The sequence below is a fragment of the Alteromonas sp. P256 genome (assembly GCF_036864455.1).
GTDB lineage: Bacteria > Pseudomonadota > Gammaproteobacteria > Enterobacterales > Alteromonadaceae > Alteromonas.
Genome location: NZ_JAZETM010000007.1, coordinates 46,650 through 63,712, shown reverse-complemented (window position 1 = coordinate 63,712; position 17,063 = coordinate 46,650). Strand labels below are relative to the sequence as shown.

14 protein-coding genes are annotated in these 17,063 nt (G+C 44.2%); 12 read left to right on the top strand and 2 right to left on the bottom strand.

Annotation, left to right across the window (positions count from 1 at the left end):
• Positions 1-50: 50 nt before the first annotated feature.
• Positions 51-335: a PepSY domain-containing protein gene (locus V7R39_RS12160; protein ID WP_032094903.1), complete on the bottom strand. Its 285-nt coding sequence runs from the start codon at positions 333-335 to the stop codon at positions 51-53.
• A gap of 342 nt (positions 336-677) precedes the next feature.
• Between V7R39_RS12160 and V7R39_RS12155 the strand changes: the two genes are divergently transcribed.
• Positions 678-3,041: a TonB-dependent receptor gene (locus V7R39_RS12155; RefSeq protein ID WP_334030957.1), complete on the top strand. Its 2,364-nt coding sequence runs from the start codon at positions 678-680 to the stop codon at positions 3,039-3,041.
• A gap of 101 nt (positions 3,042-3,142) precedes the next feature.
• Here V7R39_RS12155 and V7R39_RS12150 read toward each other — a convergent pair whose 3' ends face one another.
• Positions 3,143-4,819: an alkaline phosphatase D family protein gene (locus tag V7R39_RS12150; protein WP_334030956.1), complete on the bottom strand. Its 1,677-nt coding sequence runs from the start codon at positions 4,817-4,819 to the stop codon at positions 3,143-3,145.
• Between the two features lie 652 nt (positions 4,820-5,471).
• Between V7R39_RS12150 and rnr the strand changes: the two genes are divergently transcribed.
• The 11 genes from rnr (at position 5,472) to rplF (ending at position 17,056) form a co-directional block, all read left to right on the top strand.
• Entirely contained in the window at positions 5,472-7,853 is a 2,382-nt protein-coding gene (gene rnr, locus V7R39_RS12145; protein WP_334030955.1) for a ribonuclease R, read from the top strand.
• A complete protein-coding gene (rlmB, locus tag V7R39_RS12140) occupies positions 7,854-8,594 on the top strand; it encodes a 23S rRNA (guanosine(2251)-2'-O)-methyltransferase RlmB (protein WP_334030953.1) in 741 nt (246 codons plus the stop codon). It begins immediately after the preceding gene.
• 219 nt (positions 8,595-8,813) lie between these two features.
• A complete protein-coding gene (locus tag V7R39_RS12135; protein ID WP_334030952.1) occupies positions 8,814-9,791 on the top strand; it encodes a transposase in 978 nt (325 codons plus the stop codon).
• Between the two features lie 797 nt (positions 9,792-10,588).
• Entirely contained in the window at positions 10,589-12,259 is a 1,671-nt protein-coding gene (locus V7R39_RS12130; RefSeq protein ID WP_334030951.1) for a S8 family serine peptidase, read from the top strand.
• A 349-nt stretch (positions 12,260-12,608) separates the two neighbouring features.
• A complete protein-coding gene (locus tag V7R39_RS12125) occupies positions 12,609-14,069 on the top strand; it encodes a DUF4397 domain-containing protein (protein WP_334030950.1) in 1,461 nt (486 codons plus the stop codon).
• Positions 14,070-14,532: 463 nt separating this feature from the next.
• Positions 14,533-14,901, top strand: a complete 369-nt coding sequence (gene rplN, locus V7R39_RS12120; protein WP_032094895.1) for a 50S ribosomal protein L14 — start codon at positions 14,533-14,535, stop codon at positions 14,899-14,901.
• A gap of 12 nt (positions 14,902-14,913) precedes the next feature.
• Positions 14,914-15,228: a 50S ribosomal protein L24 gene (gene rplX, locus V7R39_RS12115; RefSeq protein WP_032094894.1), complete on the top strand. Its 315-nt coding sequence runs from the start codon at positions 14,914-14,916 to the stop codon at positions 15,226-15,228.
• A gap of 17 nt (positions 15,229-15,245) precedes the next feature.
• Positions 15,246-15,785, top strand: coding sequence for a 50S ribosomal protein L5 (gene rplE / locus V7R39_RS12110; RefSeq protein WP_032094893.1), 540 nt, complete (start codon positions 15,246-15,248; stop codon positions 15,783-15,785).
• 12 nt (positions 15,786-15,797) lie between these two features.
• Positions 15,798-16,103 carry a 30S ribosomal protein S14 gene (gene rpsN, locus V7R39_RS12105; RefSeq protein ID WP_032094892.1) on the top strand — a complete coding sequence of 102 codons (306 nt, stop codon included), beginning with the start codon at positions 15,798-15,800 and terminating at the stop codon, positions 16,101-16,103.
• Positions 16,104-16,116: 13 nt separating this feature from the next.
• Positions 16,117-16,509 carry a 30S ribosomal protein S8 gene (gene rpsH, locus V7R39_RS12100; protein ID WP_032094891.1) on the top strand — a complete coding sequence of 131 codons (393 nt, stop codon included), beginning with the start codon at positions 16,117-16,119 and terminating at the stop codon, positions 16,507-16,509.
• A gap of 13 nt (positions 16,510-16,522) precedes the next feature.
• Positions 16,523-17,056, top strand: coding sequence for a 50S ribosomal protein L6 (gene rplF / locus V7R39_RS12095; RefSeq protein WP_163106891.1), 534 nt, complete (start codon positions 16,523-16,525; stop codon positions 17,054-17,056).
• Positions 17,057-17,063: the final 7 nt, after the last annotated feature.

Sequence of the window (17,063 nt, the reverse complement as noted above, 5' to 3'; positions counted from 1 at the left end):
TAATAATTGTGGCGCTTTTATATAAACCTTACAACGTATTTGATTTAATGTTAGTGGCTTTCTTCTTTAACAATGCTGCCATCTACTGGGTTGAAATAAATTTCTACCTTGTTTTCATCTTTGTTGAAGCCGTAGATTTCGTAGCAGTTACCATCGGTTACTTTAAACTCGTTTATTTTATAACCCTGCGCAACAAGTTGTGCTTGAAAGGCTTCTTGATTTTGCCAATCTGCCTGTGGTGCCGTTGTACACATCGTAGTACCGTGCTCTGCACTACATGCGCTTAGCAGTGTGGCCGCGCCAACCGCGGTTAGTAGCATTATCGCCTTTTTCATTGTTTCTCCTTCAACATGGTAATGGTTTTACTGAAAATTCATCGAGCCTAGTAAATCGTGAACACGCTTTAAATGCTCGCCCAATCGTCTGAGAATAGTTCTTATTATCAGATTAGCATGCTTTTTATAGCACTACTATACAAGATGATAATGTACATAAATTACAAAAGTTTATGGTTAAAGGCACTGTCATAGAACTGCCTTTTATCTTTCATGTATGTGTCATCGAAACGTCTCAAATCCACTCTACCTTCATGAGCGCCAGCGTAGAAAAATCAATCACTTTACTCATAAGCGCTGAAATCAAAAAACACAAAGCTTGCACACATAAAGGAATGAACTATGTACCCCCGCTCATTGTTAGCCAGCGCAGTTTTATGCGCGCTCTCTGCAACCGCTTTTGCGTCAGCAAATGCACAAGAGTCTAGTGTTGTGGCACCAGACACGTCAGATGATACGTATGACTATATAGAAGAAATTACCGTGACTGCCCAAATGCGTGAGCAATCGGTAATGGATGTTCCGGTAACTATGGATGTTATCGGTAGTGAGTTTTTAGAACGCACCAACATAATGGAACTCGACGATTTATCTCGCATCCTTCCTAACGTACAAATTCAAGAGCAAGCGGTGAGTTTGCCGTCTTTCAATATTCGCGGTGTCACCGATGACGTGTCAGCAGTTTCTGCAACACCGCGAATTTCAGTATACCAAGACGGGTTTGATATCAGTAAAAAAACCGTATCGAGTGTCGCGCTTTACGATATTGCGCGAGTTGAAGTGCTTAAAGGGCCGCAGCCAACTCTTTTCGGTGTCGCTGCGGCAAATGGTGCTATTAGCATTCACTCTCAGCTTCCTACCGATACAGAAGAAGGTAAGGTACAGCTGGGCTACAACAGCGAGCAGGGAAGAGAGCTCGACTTTATGTACAACAAACCAGTAAACGATAACCATAGTTTTCGCATTGCAGGGTTGTATCGGGAAATGGATGGCATTGTGGAAAATAAAGCCTGTAGCGACGAGGCGTTTTATGGTAAAGCTAATGTTATCAACTACCTAGGGAATAGCGTTCCGTGTAGCGGTGAAGATTTACAGGGGGTGTCGGTTCAGGCATTACGCGCTACGTGGAAGGCAGATTATGACCAACTAGAAATTATTGCTCGTGCTTCAATGGAATATAATGATCAACCTGGCATTGCTTTTAAGTCTGGCTCTATCGCACCTAAAAATGGTGATACTAGCCCTTACACAGCAGCTGAATTTAGTATGGGGAGTGATTTGGGCATCGAACGTTCTTTGTATGCTTATGATCTCACGATTAACTATGACATCAACGACACGCTGCGTTTTCATGCAGATGGCTTTTACAAAGATGTCGAAGTAAGCGAAGGTTTTGACGCTGATGGTTCAGCACTTCGAATTCAAGATGCTTATTTTGATAACGACGCCACATTAAAAGGCGGCTCTATGCGTCTAGTGTATGATTCTGGTGAGAAGCTCTCTGGGTTTGTTGGTGCGTCTATTATGCAAGACGATTCCATCTTGCCTTTTTACATCATGGTGGACCCATTTGTTCGCGGTACATTCGATGCGGTAAAGGCTCAATTAGAGGCGTCATCGGATATTCCGCTTAATCAAAATATAGCGACCGACGCATCACTTGAGCAAATACAAGCACTTCGTAGCCAGCTGGTATCGGCGTTGTTTAATGCTGACGGAACGCCAATTTCAAATCCCGATTTTCCTTCTACGGTTATCCAAGGTCCGTTTGTATTTGAGGCTGAATTAGATATTAGGTCGTATGTTGCCGAGTTTTCTTACTTTGTGACTGATGAATTTAATATTACTGCGGGTATGCGCTACATTGATGAGACTCGCTTCACGCGCAATACCTTTGCCACTGCGAATGGGCCATTTACGTTTGAAGGCGAGGGCGATTTTAGCGATACCCTTCCTCGTTTTGCAGCAAGTTATGATATTCAAAACAACTGGAATGTTTACGCAAGTTACGCACGGGGCCGTCGTTCTCCTGTGGTAGATGCTAATGCTGGTGGTGTGAATATTACCGACGCTGAAATAGTGGATAGTTTTGATGTGGGTGTTAAATATCAAAGCGCTAACTTTATGTTTACTGGCGCCATATTTACTTACGAATATAGCAATTATCAGCAAAGTTTTACCGACCCTGAAACATTGCAATCGATCACCGTTACGGTGGGCGACTCGACTATGTCAGGTATTGAGGGGATGGCGGTTTATAATTATAGCGACACCTTAACGCTCACAGGTAGCTTAGGATTTCTTGACGCTGAGTTCGCAAATGATACGGCAGACGGCTCTCCCTTTGAGTATGGAGGCAACAAATTCCGCTTAGCGCCAGAGGTAAGTGGGGCATTTAACATTAACAAACTGTTTTATGTAGATGCGTGGACTGTTGATGTGAATTGGTTAACGAGCTTTCAGTCTTCCGTGTTCTTTGAAAGCAGTAATTATCCTGGCTCATCGCAAGATACGTATTCACTCACCGATGTCTCTATTAAGTTGAATAAAAATGACAGCCAGTTTGCCTACGAGCTGTACGTAAATAACCTGTTCGATAAAGAGTATTTAATTGATGCAGGTAACACCGGCGGCGGCCTTGGTATTCCTACCAATGTTCGCGGCATGCCAAGAATAGCCGGCGTTCGCGTCTACTACGAGTTCTAAACAAATGGCGTCAGAACCGCATTAAATAAACAAAAAAAGGGGCAGAGTTTTTACTCTGCCCCTTTTTTATTTTTACGCCAAAGGCTTTAAAAGCCTTACTGCTAAGCCTTTAGTGTTATGGAATGGGTTTGGCTTACTTTTCCGCTCTCAGTCAAAATGGCATCAACAAAGTGCCATGTAGCATTCGCTTCTTCACTGGTAACGTTTAGTGTAAGAAATCCGCGCTGATGAAGGTTGCAGTATTGAAGGTCGTCAATAAGCATGGGTAAGTCCTTCGCCATTGCCTTGGCAGCTTCATTATCCATAGATAAATAACTCTCCATCCCTGGCGAAGAGACTCCTGGAGTGGCAAGCTCAACGGCGACGTTTGTTCCATCAGCGAGAGTAAGGGTATTGTGCCACGCATTGTGTGTATCTCCAGCTAAGGCTATGACTGGCTTATTAAGCTGCTTTAGTTGCGTAAGCAAACGCTCTCGCTCAACGGGGTAGCCATCCCATGCATCAAGATTGTATGGCATAACCGAGGCCACTAGCTGCAGCTCTTTTTCGCTTAGCGTTTCTCCGCGCTGTTGTTTACGCTTTATATCGGCAAGATTGCTAACGTGAGCCGGAATTTGCTCCCGCGGCACGCCATTAAATATAGACACCGGAAACAGCATACGACCCATCAAAAGCTGTTGGCCTAACACCTGCCATTTTGCACTGCTGTTTTTCATTGTCTCGTTCAACCATTTACGCTGCGCATCCCCAAGCAGACCTCGCTGCGGGTTACTTATATCTTTAGTAAACGCCGTTTGGTTAAACGCCTTGGTATCTTTGTCTCTGTAATGAGCATATTCAAGCTGCTTATCGCGAGCGAGTACCCGCGTATCTAACATGTAGAGGTCAAGCAATTTACCAAATGTAAACTGTCGATAAATTTCCATACGCGCCTCACCAAAGGTGGGTCTTATCGGTAGCCACTCGTAGTAGGCTTGTATCGCTGCTGCCCGGCGGTTGAAAAAGTCGCCTTCATCGTCCTGATGATTTTGAGCGCCATCTTTGTAAGTATCATTTGATATTTCATGGTCGTCCCAAACCACAATAAAGGGTTTATTTTGATGCAACGCGAGCAAACCTTTATCTGTTCGATAAAGCGCATAGCGACGGCGATAATCGTTAAGAGTAAAGAGCTCGGTATCGTTGTCAGGTTCAAGCGTACGGCCAATTTGTTTTGCATTTTCTGTGGCATACCCTTCGCTATCGTATTCATAGATGTAATCACCCAAATGAAGTACGTAGTCAATGTTTGAGTTCTTGGCAGCCTCCATATAAGGCGTAAAAAAGCCTGCTGGATAGTTAGAACAAGAAAATACCCCAAAAGTCACTTCACTGACGTCATTGGAAGGTAGAGTTCGGGTTTCACCAATAGCACTTACGCTGTCAGCACTTCGAAAGCGATAATAATATTGACTGTTAGGAGATAGGCCTTTTACGTCAACTTTAACGGTATAGTCTTGCGATGCTTTGGCGGATACTTTGTCGCTGGCTACAAGACTCTTGAATGCTTTGTCGCTGGCTACCTCCCAAATAACGTCGGCTAAATAGGCATTATCTGCTGGAACTGCCCGCGTCCAAATGATAACAGCGCTTTGTAACGGATCGCCACTTGCCACGCCATGTGTAAAAGTGGCATTACTTGATGGGCGAGCGTTTGAAACGCAGCCCGCTAGACCACTTGATATTGCCATGCTCACGCCAGCAACTGATGATAATGCAATAAATTTTCTTCTATCCATGGTGCCTGGTTTTCCAAAAAGAGTAAGTGATATATCAATACTGCAGTTTTTTTGGGGATAACGTTTCAGAACAAACGTGTCTAAACAGCGGCGCCTCCACGTAATTGCTCTCTTCTGCGCAAGTGCTTCCAACCTTAAGAGCTCCCAACTACAGCTAACGAAAAGCTAACTCTCTCGGTTATACAGGGGCTATATGACATGAAGGTTTCACTTTTTTATCAATGCTTCGCAATCGCTACTAATGAGACAGGCATAAAACATACTACTAATGAGACAGGCATAAAACATAACAAATAAGACAGGCACAATAGCTGGCGTAGTGAGCAAGATGAATGAGTCACATCACCAATGAACTGCTTAAATGCAACGGTGTATTGGTCGTCAATACTAAGGAAAAGAAGTGACGTACCTACTTGGGTAACTCACGCTGCATCGGGCTGTCACTTGAGCGCAATATTTTTGTGATAAATACTGTTATACTGTGCATCAAACAACCAACTGGCAAAGCGGTTGCAGTGATGACATGACAGCAAAATAGTTTTCGGAATGAAACTCCACACTATGCAATCACGCAAAGCCAATTGAAATATCCGCTTTTTAGAAATGATATTGAAAAACAAAACCAAATAAACAAAAGGTAATTTACAAATACATGAGTGACGACCCGCATTATCAGCGCGAGAAAGAAAAGTACGAAAACCCGGTAGCTAGCCGAGAACATTTGATGAGCATATTGAAAGAGCATGACAAACCCTTGTCATTTCTCGATATTTGCGCCGAAGTAAATGCTGAAAACGAAGATGCCCGCATTGGTATTCAACGACGACTTCGCGCCATGGAGCGCGAGGGGCAGGTACAGTTTACGCGTCAGAAAAAGTACATTCTTCAAAACCGTGATGAAATTTTTAAAGGCCGACTTATTGGTCATCGCGACGGTTTTGGTTTCTTGCGACCTGAAGATAAAAGCGGCGACTTATTCGTAAGCGCAGGACAAATGAGCATGTTCCTGCACGATGATATTGTAGAAGCCAGAGTCAGCGGCACTGACCGCAGAGGCCGCAAAGAAGCCTTTATCACTCAAGTGATAGAGCCAAGAGAAGAGCCCATTGTCGGGCGCTACTTTGTAGAGCAAGGCTTTAACATGGTAGTGCCCGACGACAGCCGCCTTCAACACGAGATTGTTATTCCACCGGAAAGCACCAACGGTGCTCGAATGGGGCAAGTTGTGGTTGTGGAGCTTTCTCAGCGACCACGCAGAAAAATGAGCCCAGTAGGTAAAGTTGTTGAAGTACTTGGAGAGCATATGGCGCCAGGTATGGAAATTGAGATGGCCCTGCGCACATTTGATATTCCTCACCAGTGGCCGAAGGGCGTGACTAAACAAGTATCACACCTAACCGACCAAGTGCCAGATGATGCTAAAGCAGGACGGGTAGATTTACGTCAATTGCCGTTGGTAACGATTGATGGTGAAGATGCCAGAGACTTCGACGACGCAGTATATTGTGAGCCGCTAGACGATGGCGGCTGGCAGCTATGGGTAGCCATTGCCGATGTGAGCCATTATGTCAAAACAGGTTCGGCACTTGATGATGAAGCGCAACAGCGTGGAAATTCGGTGTACTTCCCTGACCAAGTTATTCCAATGCTGCCTGAAGTACTATCAAACGGCTTGTGCTCGCTTAACCCAGAAGTAGATCGTTTGTGCATGGTGTGTGAAATGACCATCAGTGCGCAAGGCATTCTTGAAGAGTTCCAGTTTTACGAAGCTGTAATGAATTCTCATGCTCGCCTTACATACAACAAGGTGTGGAAAATTCTGCAGGGCGAAAAAGAAATGCATCAGCGCTACGAAGCGCATGTGCCTCATTTGCGTAATTTACACGACTTGTATCGAGGCCTTAAAAAGTCTCGCGCCAAACGCGGTGCTATTGAGTTTGAAACGCAAGAAGTAAAATTTGTGTTTAACGCACAGCGCAAGATAGAAAACATTGTTCCTCTTGTGAGAAATGACGCGCATAAGCTTATTGAAGAGTGCATGATCATGGCGAATGTGAGCGCTGCACTTATGCTTGAAAAGCATGAAGCACCGGCGTTATATCGCATACACGATAAGCCTGACGCCGACAGGCTTACTGCATTTACGAGTTACCTCAGCGAGATAGGGATTACTCATCGCATTGTTGATGATGCAGAGCCTTCTGCGTTTACCGACGTGGTGCTTAAAACCAAAGGTCGCGTTGATGAAGAGCTAATACAAACCATGTTGCTTCGCTCAATGAAGCAAGCGGTGTATGACGGCGACAACGTAGGCCATTTCGGATTGGCGCTAGAAGCTTACGCGCATTTTACCTCACCTATTCGTCGCTACCCAGATTTGGTGGTTCACCGAGCGCTGAAAAGCATTATTGCAAAGCAACAGGGCAAAAAGTCGGTAAGCGGCAGTAAAAGCTATACGGTTGATGAAATAGAGCAATTAGGCGAACAGTGCTCTATGACAGAGCGCAGAGCCGATGATGCGACGCGCGACGTTGCCGATTGGTTGAAGTGTGAATTTATGCTCGACCACGTTGGTGATACCTTTGAAGGCGTGGTGAGTTCGGTGACTAATTTCGGCTTGTTTATCCGCCTTACCGAATATCATATAGACGGGCTTGTTCACATCACTTCATTAGATGACGACTATTATCAGTTTGATGATGTGAAAATGGCGCTAGTTGGCGAGTCTGGCCACAATCAATTCAGATTGGGCGACACCGTTTTAGTACAAGTCGCTGCTGTTAATTTAGATGAAAGAAAGATTGATTTATTGCTCGATAAGTCTATGCTGCGCAGCCCTGGTGGCAAGAAGGGCAAAGCGAAACCTTCTAAGAAATCCGCTGGAAAAGGGAAGCGAGGTCCTAAACCTGCATCAAATAGAGGTGGTGGCACTGGGCAAGAAAAGGGACCGGCGAAGACGCCAGCCAAGGGCGGGGCAAAAAGCCCTGCCAAAGCGGGTAAATCAGATAAAACGAGCAGAAGAGGAAAGCGTTAAATGGCGCAGCAAGAATGGTTATACGGTCTACATGCTATGCAGTCGGTATTAAAAAACGAGCCTGAGCGTGTTGTTGAAGTTATGGTGCTTAAAGGTAGAACCGACGAGCGACTAGTCAACATTGTTAACCAAGCCCGCCGTTTTGGTATTTCTGTACAGTTTTGTCAGCGCAAAACCTTAGATGACAAAGTTAACGGCGAGCAACACCAAGGCGTTGTCGCTAGAGCGAAAGCTGCACGAGTGCTCGATGAAGCCGATCTTGACCGCATTTTAGAGAAAGAGTCACAACCTTTTTTATTGGTGTTAGACGGAATTACCGACCCGCATAATTTAGGTGCGTGTTTACGAACCGCTGATGGCGCTGGTGTACATGCTGTTGTGGTACCGAAAGACAAATCAGCTAGCTTAAATGGCACTGTACGTAAAGTGGCCTGTGGTGCAGCGGAAGTGATACCGCTTATTCAAGTGACAAATTTGGCTAGAAGCTTAAAGCACATGCAAGACAAAGGGATTTGGATTGTAGGTACAGCAGGTGAAACTGATAAAACCCTTTATGATGTTAATCTAAAAGGCCCTACAGCATTGGTGATGGGCGCTGAAGGAAAGGGGATGCGCAGGCTCACGAGAGAAAACTGCGACGAGTTAGTGAAGCTACCTATGGCTGGCAGTGTTTCAAGTTTAAACGTATCAGTTGCTACTGGCGTGTGCTTATATGAAATTGTAAGGCAACGACTAAGCTAGCATCGCTAACACCACTGCGCATGAAATAAGTGCATTTACGAGGGGCAATTGTATTGCCCCTTTTTTGTCCCTACGCACTAACGAAGCAACTAATGAGACAGGCATAACAACTAATGAGACAGGCATAAAACACTAGTAAAACTGTACCTCGATACACTTTCTTTAAGCTCGATGAATACTCAAACTATTGATAACACAACTCACAGTGTGACAGCTTGGATGCCTAAAGCCAGAAAATCGCAAATTAGTCTTTTCGATACACCCTATTACCACTGCATTTCACGCTGTGTTCGACGTGCATTTTTGTGCGGGGAAGAAAATGGAAAAAGCTTTGAACATCGCCGTCAATGGGTAGAAGACCGCATACATGTGTTGAGTGAAGTTTTCACAATTGGTGTATGTGCTTATGCGGTCATGAGTAATCATACCCACTTGGTGTTACATATAAATAAGGAAAAAGCGCAGTCACTTCCCCTCGAGGAAGTACTTCAGCGTTGGCATACACTGTATAAAGGGACCTTGTTGACACAGCAGTATCTGACGCCGTCGACTCGAGAAGAGCTAAGTGAAGCGCAGATTAAAACCGTTGAATGTACGGCAGAAGTGTGGCGAAAACGGCTATACGATATTAGCTGGTTTATGCGAGCACTGAATGAGTATATTGCTCGAGCTGCAAACAAAGAAGATGAGTGCACAGGACATTTTTGGGAGGGGCGATTTAAATCGCAAGCGCTATTAGATGAATCGGCCCTAGCGGCTTGTATGGCTTATGTAGATTTAAACCCAGTAAGGGCAAATATGGCAAAAACGCCAGAAAGTTCCAATCACACGAGTATACAGTATCGTATTCGCGCAGCTAGGGCAGGGAAGACACCAAAGCGACTCATGCCTTTTTCAAGTAAATCAAAAAGAGATTTATCAATCGGTTTGCCCTTTACTCTTATTGAATATCTTCAGGCCGTTGATGCAACAAGTCGAAACATCTATCTAGCCAAAGAAGGGAAAGTAGACGCTAACAAATTACACATTTTAAAAAGGCTCAACATCGAAAGCGAAAATTGGTTAACGTTAACCACACAATTCGAAACCCTGTTTAAGCATGCAGCAGGAAAAGTGCTGCATCTAGAGCAGTACGCGCACAATCAAAATCAAGTACGGGTGCATGGGCAAACAAATGCCAGACGTTTGCTGGGATGATTTTAATCTAAGTTAACTGATATCATGCCAAGACAGCCAATGTGGCTGTCCATTTCTTTTTCGACAGCGAAACTCATTTGCTCGACAGCTTCTAATTTTCAACAAGAAGAATTAACAAAAATTTGTTCAAGCCCGTTTTATACTTAGCAAATAGACTAAGGCAAAATTTTTCCCATTTTAAACTATGCCTGTCACAATTTTCGTCTTTAACTATGCCTGTCTTAATAAGTTATCTCGCGTATCTATCAAACTGCCTGTCTAAATTTAATAAACCCAACAATTCCACCACCTAATTCACCAAACCAAGTGGTCATGCGCCTTTCAAGCGATCTCAGGTAATTGCCAATCATTCTCAGAAAGATACAGCTCACATTTTGTTACATTTGCGATTGTAAAGTAATTGTTAATTATAAAAATATATTCCTAATATGAATCCGTCCATAGGGCAGGGCTAACGGGGCATTATGTTTTTTTACTCCGTTTAATGACTGTCCAATAGGTATGAAAAAAACTTATCAGGACTGAGGTTGTATACTCAACATGCTGATTTGCCAATTAATATGGATTTTGTAGATGAAGTGTAGATACGTTTTATTTACGCCAACTGACACGCGGGGGGGTCGTTGCAACGCAGTTGCGTTGAAAGTCATGGATAGGCGTTTCGTATGAGGTAATGGTTGAACCTGTATGTCAAAACATAACAAAAGTTTCTAAAGCACGAGAGTAAAAGTGTTGAAACAACAAGACAGATAAACAGGAAATAAATTTTGATTTTAAAAAATAAGAAACACACATGTATGACTGCTGCTGCCATCGCAGTTTCTTTAGCCTTCGCTGGTCAAAGTGCAATAGCTGAAGAAAATGCTCCGGTAAAAGTAGAAGTAAAGAAAAAATCTTTCTCCTCAAAATTGAACAAAAGCTTAAACAAGCGCCTAGATAAACGATTCAAAAAAGTCGGTTTTGGCTCTCTTGAAGAGCCTGGCGATCGCTACATTGTAAAATTCAAAGATGAAATGACATCTGAAGTTCTTATGGGAACCGACGATGTGTCGTTAAGAGGAAAAGGAGCGCTAAAATTCGGTAAACAGAAGAAAGCGTTCAATATCCAAGCTGCAAAAAATGATGTTACCCGTGCTGGGGGCTTAGTTAAAAAAGAATTGAAAAAACATCGCATGATGGCGGCGAAGCTCGATCGTAAAGCATTAAATGAACTGCGTAAAAATCCAAACGTTGAAAGCATCGAAATAGATGCTAAGCGTAAGCCTATGGCACAAACCACACCATACGGTTACACCATGGTTCAGGCTAATCAGTTTGGCCAAGCCGATACCACCGCGCGTAAAGTATGTGTTATCGATACAGGGTACAACTTGGGCCACCCCGACTTACCTGATACCAATAACGGTGTAACAGGTAATGCAAATAATGCTGCAGTGGGTAACTGGTATAACGACGGAAACGGCCATGGAACCCATGTCGCTGGTACTATTGCGGCTTATGACAACAACGAAGGTGTTGTAGGTGTGTATCCTGGCGTCGACCTTCACATTGTGAAAATATTCAATGACAACGGTCAGTGGACGTACGCTTCAGATCTTATCGACGCTATCACTCAGTGTCAAAATGCAGGTTCAAATGTTGTTAATATGAGTTTAGGTGGCGGCAGTGCATCAGCAACAGAGCGTGATGCTATGCAAAGCTTCACCGATGCAGGCATGCTGTTAGTGGCCGCTGCGGGTAACGATGGAAACAGTGGCAAATCTTATCCAGCGTCTTACGATGCGGTTATGTCAGTTGCTGCAGTAGATTCAAATGAAAACCGTGCCAGCTACAGCCAGTATAACGACCAAGTAGAGATTGCTGCGCCTGGTAGTGCGGTACAGTCTACTTACCCAACTAACACCTATGCAGCCCTTAGCGGTACATCAATGGCAACACCTCACGTAGCAGGTGGTGCGGCATTGGTATGGAGCTATTTCCCTCAGTGTACAAATAATCAGATTCGAAATGCGTTGAATGTAACTGCGCAGGATAAAGGCAGTGCGGGTCGCGATAACTTCTACGGTTTTGGTCTAATGAAATTGGCTGATGCTTACAATCAGCTAAATACCAACGGTTGTGATGGAAACGGCGGCGGAACTGACAATGGCGGTAGCCCCACCGTTGAGCCAGTATCTGGTCAAGTCCCCGGCTTATCTGCATCTCGTAACGACTGGAACCGCTACACGTGGACTATTCCGGAAGGCGTAAGCCAAATGACAGTAAGTATTGCAGGTGGTTCTGGCGATGCAGACCTATATATGAAGTTCGGCTCTCAACCTGAGACGAGTGACTTCGATTGCCGTCCTTATCGCAATGGTAACAACGAAGAATGTACCTTCGACGCGCCAGCGGCAGGTACTTGGCATATCGGTATACGTGCATACTCTAGATACAGCAACGTAACCCTGTCTTACTCTTACGAGTAATCTTTAGCGAATAACCATAAATAAGATTGATAGGTAAAAGCCTGCAGCTCTGCAGGCTTTTTTTACCTTTTTATCCGACAATGAAATAAATGCTTAGCATTAATAGCCCAGCAAGCTTGGCCTTTCGAAACTGGCTCCTCAAAAAAGACAGCTCCTCAAACAAGACAGTCTAAAAAACTATATAAATTCACCGTCATTTTCTTCAATGAATTGTCAGTTTTGTAAAGACAGCGTAAAGCTATGAACCTACCCCAAAACTTTGTGCCATAACGGCGTTCGGCGCAGGTTTTCCCGTCTGTGTTGTTATCCAATTAATCTATTTGAAACAAATTTAAAGGAAACACCGTTTATGCAAGCATTCTCCTCCCTTTTTCGTGCCTGTCACATTAGTAACTCTTATTATGCCTGTCACATTAGTGGCCCTCGTCTGTCTTGGGTTCGTGCCTGTCACTTTAGTAGAACAGTTGCGCTAGGTCTGGTTGCGCTATTTGCCCTTGCCGCATGTGGAGGTTCAGACAGTAGCGAGTCAGATTATGAATTTGCATATCTTCAGTTTTATAACGCATCGCCAAATGGGGCCAATGTAGAAATGCGGGAAGTGGATGGAGATAGTTTTGGCTCTGCGCAATTCGGTGATGCGACTTCTATGTATTCAATGGAAAGCGGTGAGCTTGTTTTAGAGTTCATTCGCACAGACTCTGACGATCAAGAAGTCTACATAGACGAAATAACGGTAAACCTAAAAGAAGGTGAGAAAACCATGATTGTTATGAGTGGCGACTTCAATAGCCCCTCATTCAACGAATACAGCTATGAACGAGAGACCTTAGAGGACCACTTCAGACTGCTGGCCATTTCAGTCACTATGGATAGCGAATCTTTTGATTTCTACATGAGTGATGCGGGCGACCCCTTTGAAGCAGCAAACTTTCTTGGCACCATTACGCCAAACGACTTAGGAGAGCTGATTTACTGGGACGGTGATGACGACAGCGACAACTTTGACGAAGGTGAGTATACCGTATATCTTACCGCGCCTGGCAGCACTGACGTCATCTTTGAATCTCAAACGTTAGATTTCATCTATGAAACTGAATACGTTATGGCTCTTCGCGATGTGAGTGGCGCTATTCAAGAAGGTCTTGTCGTAGACACCATACTCAACTCTTCTACTGTGTCTGGTTTAACCGATGTAGAAGCTGATGCGCAATACCGTATTTACAATTCTACCAATTTAGACACACCGGTAACCGTTACCTTCGGTGGCAACACAGACGAAGAAGACGTTGCATTTACATTAGCGGCTGATGAGCTTTCCGACTTTACTGCAATTCGCTACGGTGACTACCGTGTGTCGGTAGAAGACACTTCTGGTTCTATTGCCAATCTTAGCAATAAATTGATTACCCTGAATCAGGGTGAAAGTAAGGCGATACTTATCTATGAGAAAGACGGCAAACTAGGTGCATCGACATTCGAAGAAAGTGGTTTACCACAGGCCTACGACAAAACCGTTAACTTTATTAACCTTGTTAGCGACTATGACGACGTTGAAATTTTCCTTGTACGTCACGATGAAACTATCGATACCGCAGAGTACAGAGTGAATAATCTAGAGTTTGGTGAAACCAGCACCGAAGTGCTGCCTTCTGATTTTTACGAAGTTATCGCAGTGTATGAAGACGATAACGATGAACAAGTATTGTTAGACCGTACGGCGCTATTTGGCTTCACAGAAGAAGAAAACTACATTGTGACCATTGAACCGGCTAATACAGCAACGGGTTACGAAATAAACATACTGTTCTAATCGCGATACGCATATCTATTAATAAGCGATAGCAAAAGCCTACTAGCGCTATGCCGCTCTATAAAACAGGAAGTGTAAAAGAGGCGCAGTTAAATTGTCTTTATTTTCATACCAAAGTGTATTTTTGTACAAAATGATTAGGCTAAAAACTGTCATATTTCCCAATATCTATTATCTTTATTAGTACGTGCAGTGTTTTGAGAGTAAATTCACACTGCGCAGCTCTTATAGTTCCTGCTTGATGACCTCCTCTGTGGTTATCATCACCCCAGTTTTTAAGCTGGGGTTTTTTTATCCACCCCGTCTAAAATTAATTCAATTTACTGCTATCGCTTAGCTAATAATTCTGTTATAGTTTCGCGCCCTTTTTATGGGGGTATGTACATAAAAGCAGCGATATCCAGTTGTTTTTAGCAGCACAATAACGACTCGGGAGAGTCTTAATTTAGAGCGGAGCACTAACATGATCCAAATGCAAACTAACCTGGACGTTGCAGATAACAGCGGCGCTCGCAGGGTTCAGTGTATTAAGGTTCTTGGTGGCTCGCATCGCCGTTATGCAGGTATCGGTGACATCATCAAAGTTACTGTCAAGGAAGCAATTCCTCGCGGTAAAGTTAAAAAAGGTGACGTACTGAATGCAGTGGTGGTGCGTACTAGAAAAGGCGTTCGTCGTCCTGATGGTTCATCCATTCGTTTTGACGGTAACGCGGCTGTTTTGCTTAACGCAAACAAGCAACCAATTGGTACGCGTATCTTTGGCCCGGTAACCCGTGAGTTGAGAAGTTCAAACTTCATGAAAATCATCTCATTGGCCCCAGAGGTACTATAAGGAGTCACGATAATGGCTAATAAAATTCGTCGTGATGATGAAGTAGTCGTATTAGCGGGTAAAGACAAAGGCAAACAAGGCAAAGTCCTTAAAGTGCTTATGGCTGATGACCGTTTAATTATAGAAGGCGTTAATCTCGTCAAGAAACACACTAAGCCTAACCCTCAATTGGGTGTTGCTGGTGGTATTGTTGAGAAAGAAGCTTCTATTCACGTTTCTAATGTTGCGATTGTTAACCCAGCAACGGGTAAAGCAGATCGCGTTGGTTTCCGTTTCGAAGATGAGAAGAAAGTACGTTTCTTCAAATCTAACGGCGAACTTGTTTAATTATATTGGAGAGTACGATGGCGAAACTGCATGATTTCTATAAAGAAACAGTAGTAGCTGAACTTGCTAAGCAGTTCGGGTACAAAAGCGTCATGCAAGTCCCTCGGATTGAAAAAATCACTCTAAACATGGGTTTAGGTGAAGCAGTTGCTGACAAGAAGGTGCTTGAGAATGCTCAAGCTGACATGACGGCTATCGCCGGTCAGAAGCCGATTGTTACAGTTGCTAGAAAATCAGTAGCGGGCTTTAAAATCCGTGAAGGTTATCCGATTGGCTGTAAAGTAACCCTACGTGGCGAGCGTATGTGGGAATTCCTAGAGCGTTTGATTTCAATCGCTATTCCGCGTATTCGCGACTTCCGTGGTTTGAACCCAAAATCATTCGACGGGCGTGGTAACTACAGCATGGGCGTGCGTGAGCAAATCATTTTCCCTGAAATCGATTTCGATAAAGTGGATAAGGTTCGCGGTATGGATATTACTATCACTACCAGTGCGAATTCTAATGACGAAGCACGTGCTCTGCTGGACGCGTTTAACTTCCCATTCAAAAAGTAGGGGTGTAGGGTTATGGCAAAAGAATCAATGAAAGCACGCGAAGCGAAGCGTACTAAGCTAGTAGCGAAGTATGCTGAAAAGCGCGCGGCACTTAAAGCGATTATCAGCGATGTTAACGCTTCTGAAGAAGAGCGTTGGGACGCTGTTCTGAAGCTGCAACAATTACCACGTGACTCTAGTTCTTCACGTCAACGTAACCGTTGTCGCGTAACTGGCCGTCCACATGGTTACCTACGCAAATTCGGCCTTAGCCGTATTAAGCTTCGCGAAGCAGCGATGCGCGGTGAAGTCCCTGGCCTTAAGAAAGCCAGTTGGTAAGGAGTAGCTGATAATGAGTATGCAAGATCCTATCGCGGATATGTTCACACGCATCCGTAACGGCCAGATGGCTCAGAAAGTTTCTGTAACTATGCCTTCTTCAAAAGTTCGCGTTTCTATATGCGAAGTGTTGAAGTCAGAAGGTTATATCACAGACTTTGCAGCATCAGGTGACGTTAAGCCTGTTTTAGAAGTTACGCTTAAGTACTTCGAAGGCAAGCAAGTAATTGACACTATCGAGCGCGTAAGTCGCCCCGGTCTGCGCATCTATAAGAAAAAAGATGAGCTTCCAAAGGTTATGGGTGGCTTGGGTATCGCTATCGTGTCGACTTCAAAAGGTGTGATGACTGACCGTGCAGCGCGTAACGCTGGCATGGGCGGTGAGATCATCGGTTATGTAGCATAACGGAGGAGTTGAAATGTCACGTATAGCAAAAGCCCCAGTAGACTTGGTTTCAGGCGTAGAAATATCTATCTCTGGTCAAGAAGTTACTGTAAAAGGTAGTAAAGGCACATTGAGCCGCGTTTTTAACGACGCTGTTGAAGTTGTACAAGAAGAGAACCAATTGAAAGCACTTCCTCGTGAAGGTTTCGCTAACAATTGGGCACAGGCTGGTACTGTTCGCTCACTTCTTAACGCAATGGTTCAAGGTGTTTCACAAGGTTTTGAGAAAAAGCTTCAGCTAAATGGTGTTGGTTACCGTGCGCAAGCACAGGGTAGCAAGCTTAACCTAACGCTAGGTTTCTCTCATCCTGTAGTATACGAAATGCCTCAGGGCATTACCGTTGAAACTCCTAGCCAAACTGAAATCGTCGTCAAAGGCGCCGATAAGCAGATGGTAGGACAGGTTGCGGCGAACATTCGTGGTTACCGTCCACCAGAGCCTTATAAAGGCAAAGGTGTACGTTACGCTGACGAACATGTACGTCGTAAAGAAGCTAAGAAAAAGTAGGTGGGTG

What these genes read in the sequence shown, in the direction of transcription:
- V7R39_RS12160 (WP_032094903.1), bottom strand. Translation starts at nt 335, where the DNA reads ATGAAAAAGGCGATAATGCTACTAACCGCGGTTGGCGCGGCCACACTG.
- V7R39_RS12155 (WP_334030957.1), top strand. Translation starts at nt 678, where the DNA reads ATGTACCCCCGCTCATTGTTAGCCAGCGCAGTTTTATGCGCGCTCTCT.
- V7R39_RS12150 (WP_334030956.1), bottom strand. Translation starts at nt 4,819, where the DNA reads ATGGATAGAAGAAAATTTATTGCATTATCATCAGTTGCTGGCGTGAGC.
- rnr (WP_334030955.1), top strand. Translation starts at nt 5,472, where the DNA reads ATGAGTGACGACCCGCATTATCAGCGCGAGAAAGAAAAGTACGAAAAC.
- rlmB (WP_334030953.1), top strand. Translation starts at nt 7,854, where the DNA reads ATGGCGCAGCAAGAATGGTTATACGGTCTACATGCTATGCAGTCGGTA.
- V7R39_RS12135 (WP_334030952.1), top strand. Translation starts at nt 8,814, where the DNA reads ATGCCTAAAGCCAGAAAATCGCAAATTAGTCTTTTCGATACACCCTAT.
- V7R39_RS12130 (WP_334030951.1), top strand. Translation starts at nt 10,589, where the DNA reads ATGACTGCTGCTGCCATCGCAGTTTCTTTAGCCTTCGCTGGTCAAAGT.
- V7R39_RS12125 (WP_334030950.1), top strand. Translation starts at nt 12,609, where the DNA reads ATGCAAGCATTCTCCTCCCTTTTTCGTGCCTGTCACATTAGTAACTCT.
- rplN (WP_032094895.1), top strand. Translation starts at nt 14,533, where the DNA reads ATGATCCAAATGCAAACTAACCTGGACGTTGCAGATAACAGCGGCGCT.
- rplX (WP_032094894.1), top strand. Translation starts at nt 14,914, where the DNA reads ATGGCTAATAAAATTCGTCGTGATGATGAAGTAGTCGTATTAGCGGGT.
- rplE (WP_032094893.1), top strand. Translation starts at nt 15,246, where the DNA reads ATGGCGAAACTGCATGATTTCTATAAAGAAACAGTAGTAGCTGAACTT.
- rpsN (WP_032094892.1), top strand. Translation starts at nt 15,798, where the DNA reads ATGGCAAAAGAATCAATGAAAGCACGCGAAGCGAAGCGTACTAAGCTA.
- rpsH (WP_032094891.1), top strand. Translation starts at nt 16,117, where the DNA reads ATGAGTATGCAAGATCCTATCGCGGATATGTTCACACGCATCCGTAAC.
- rplF (WP_163106891.1), top strand. Translation starts at nt 16,523, where the DNA reads ATGTCACGTATAGCAAAAGCCCCAGTAGACTTGGTTTCAGGCGTAGAA.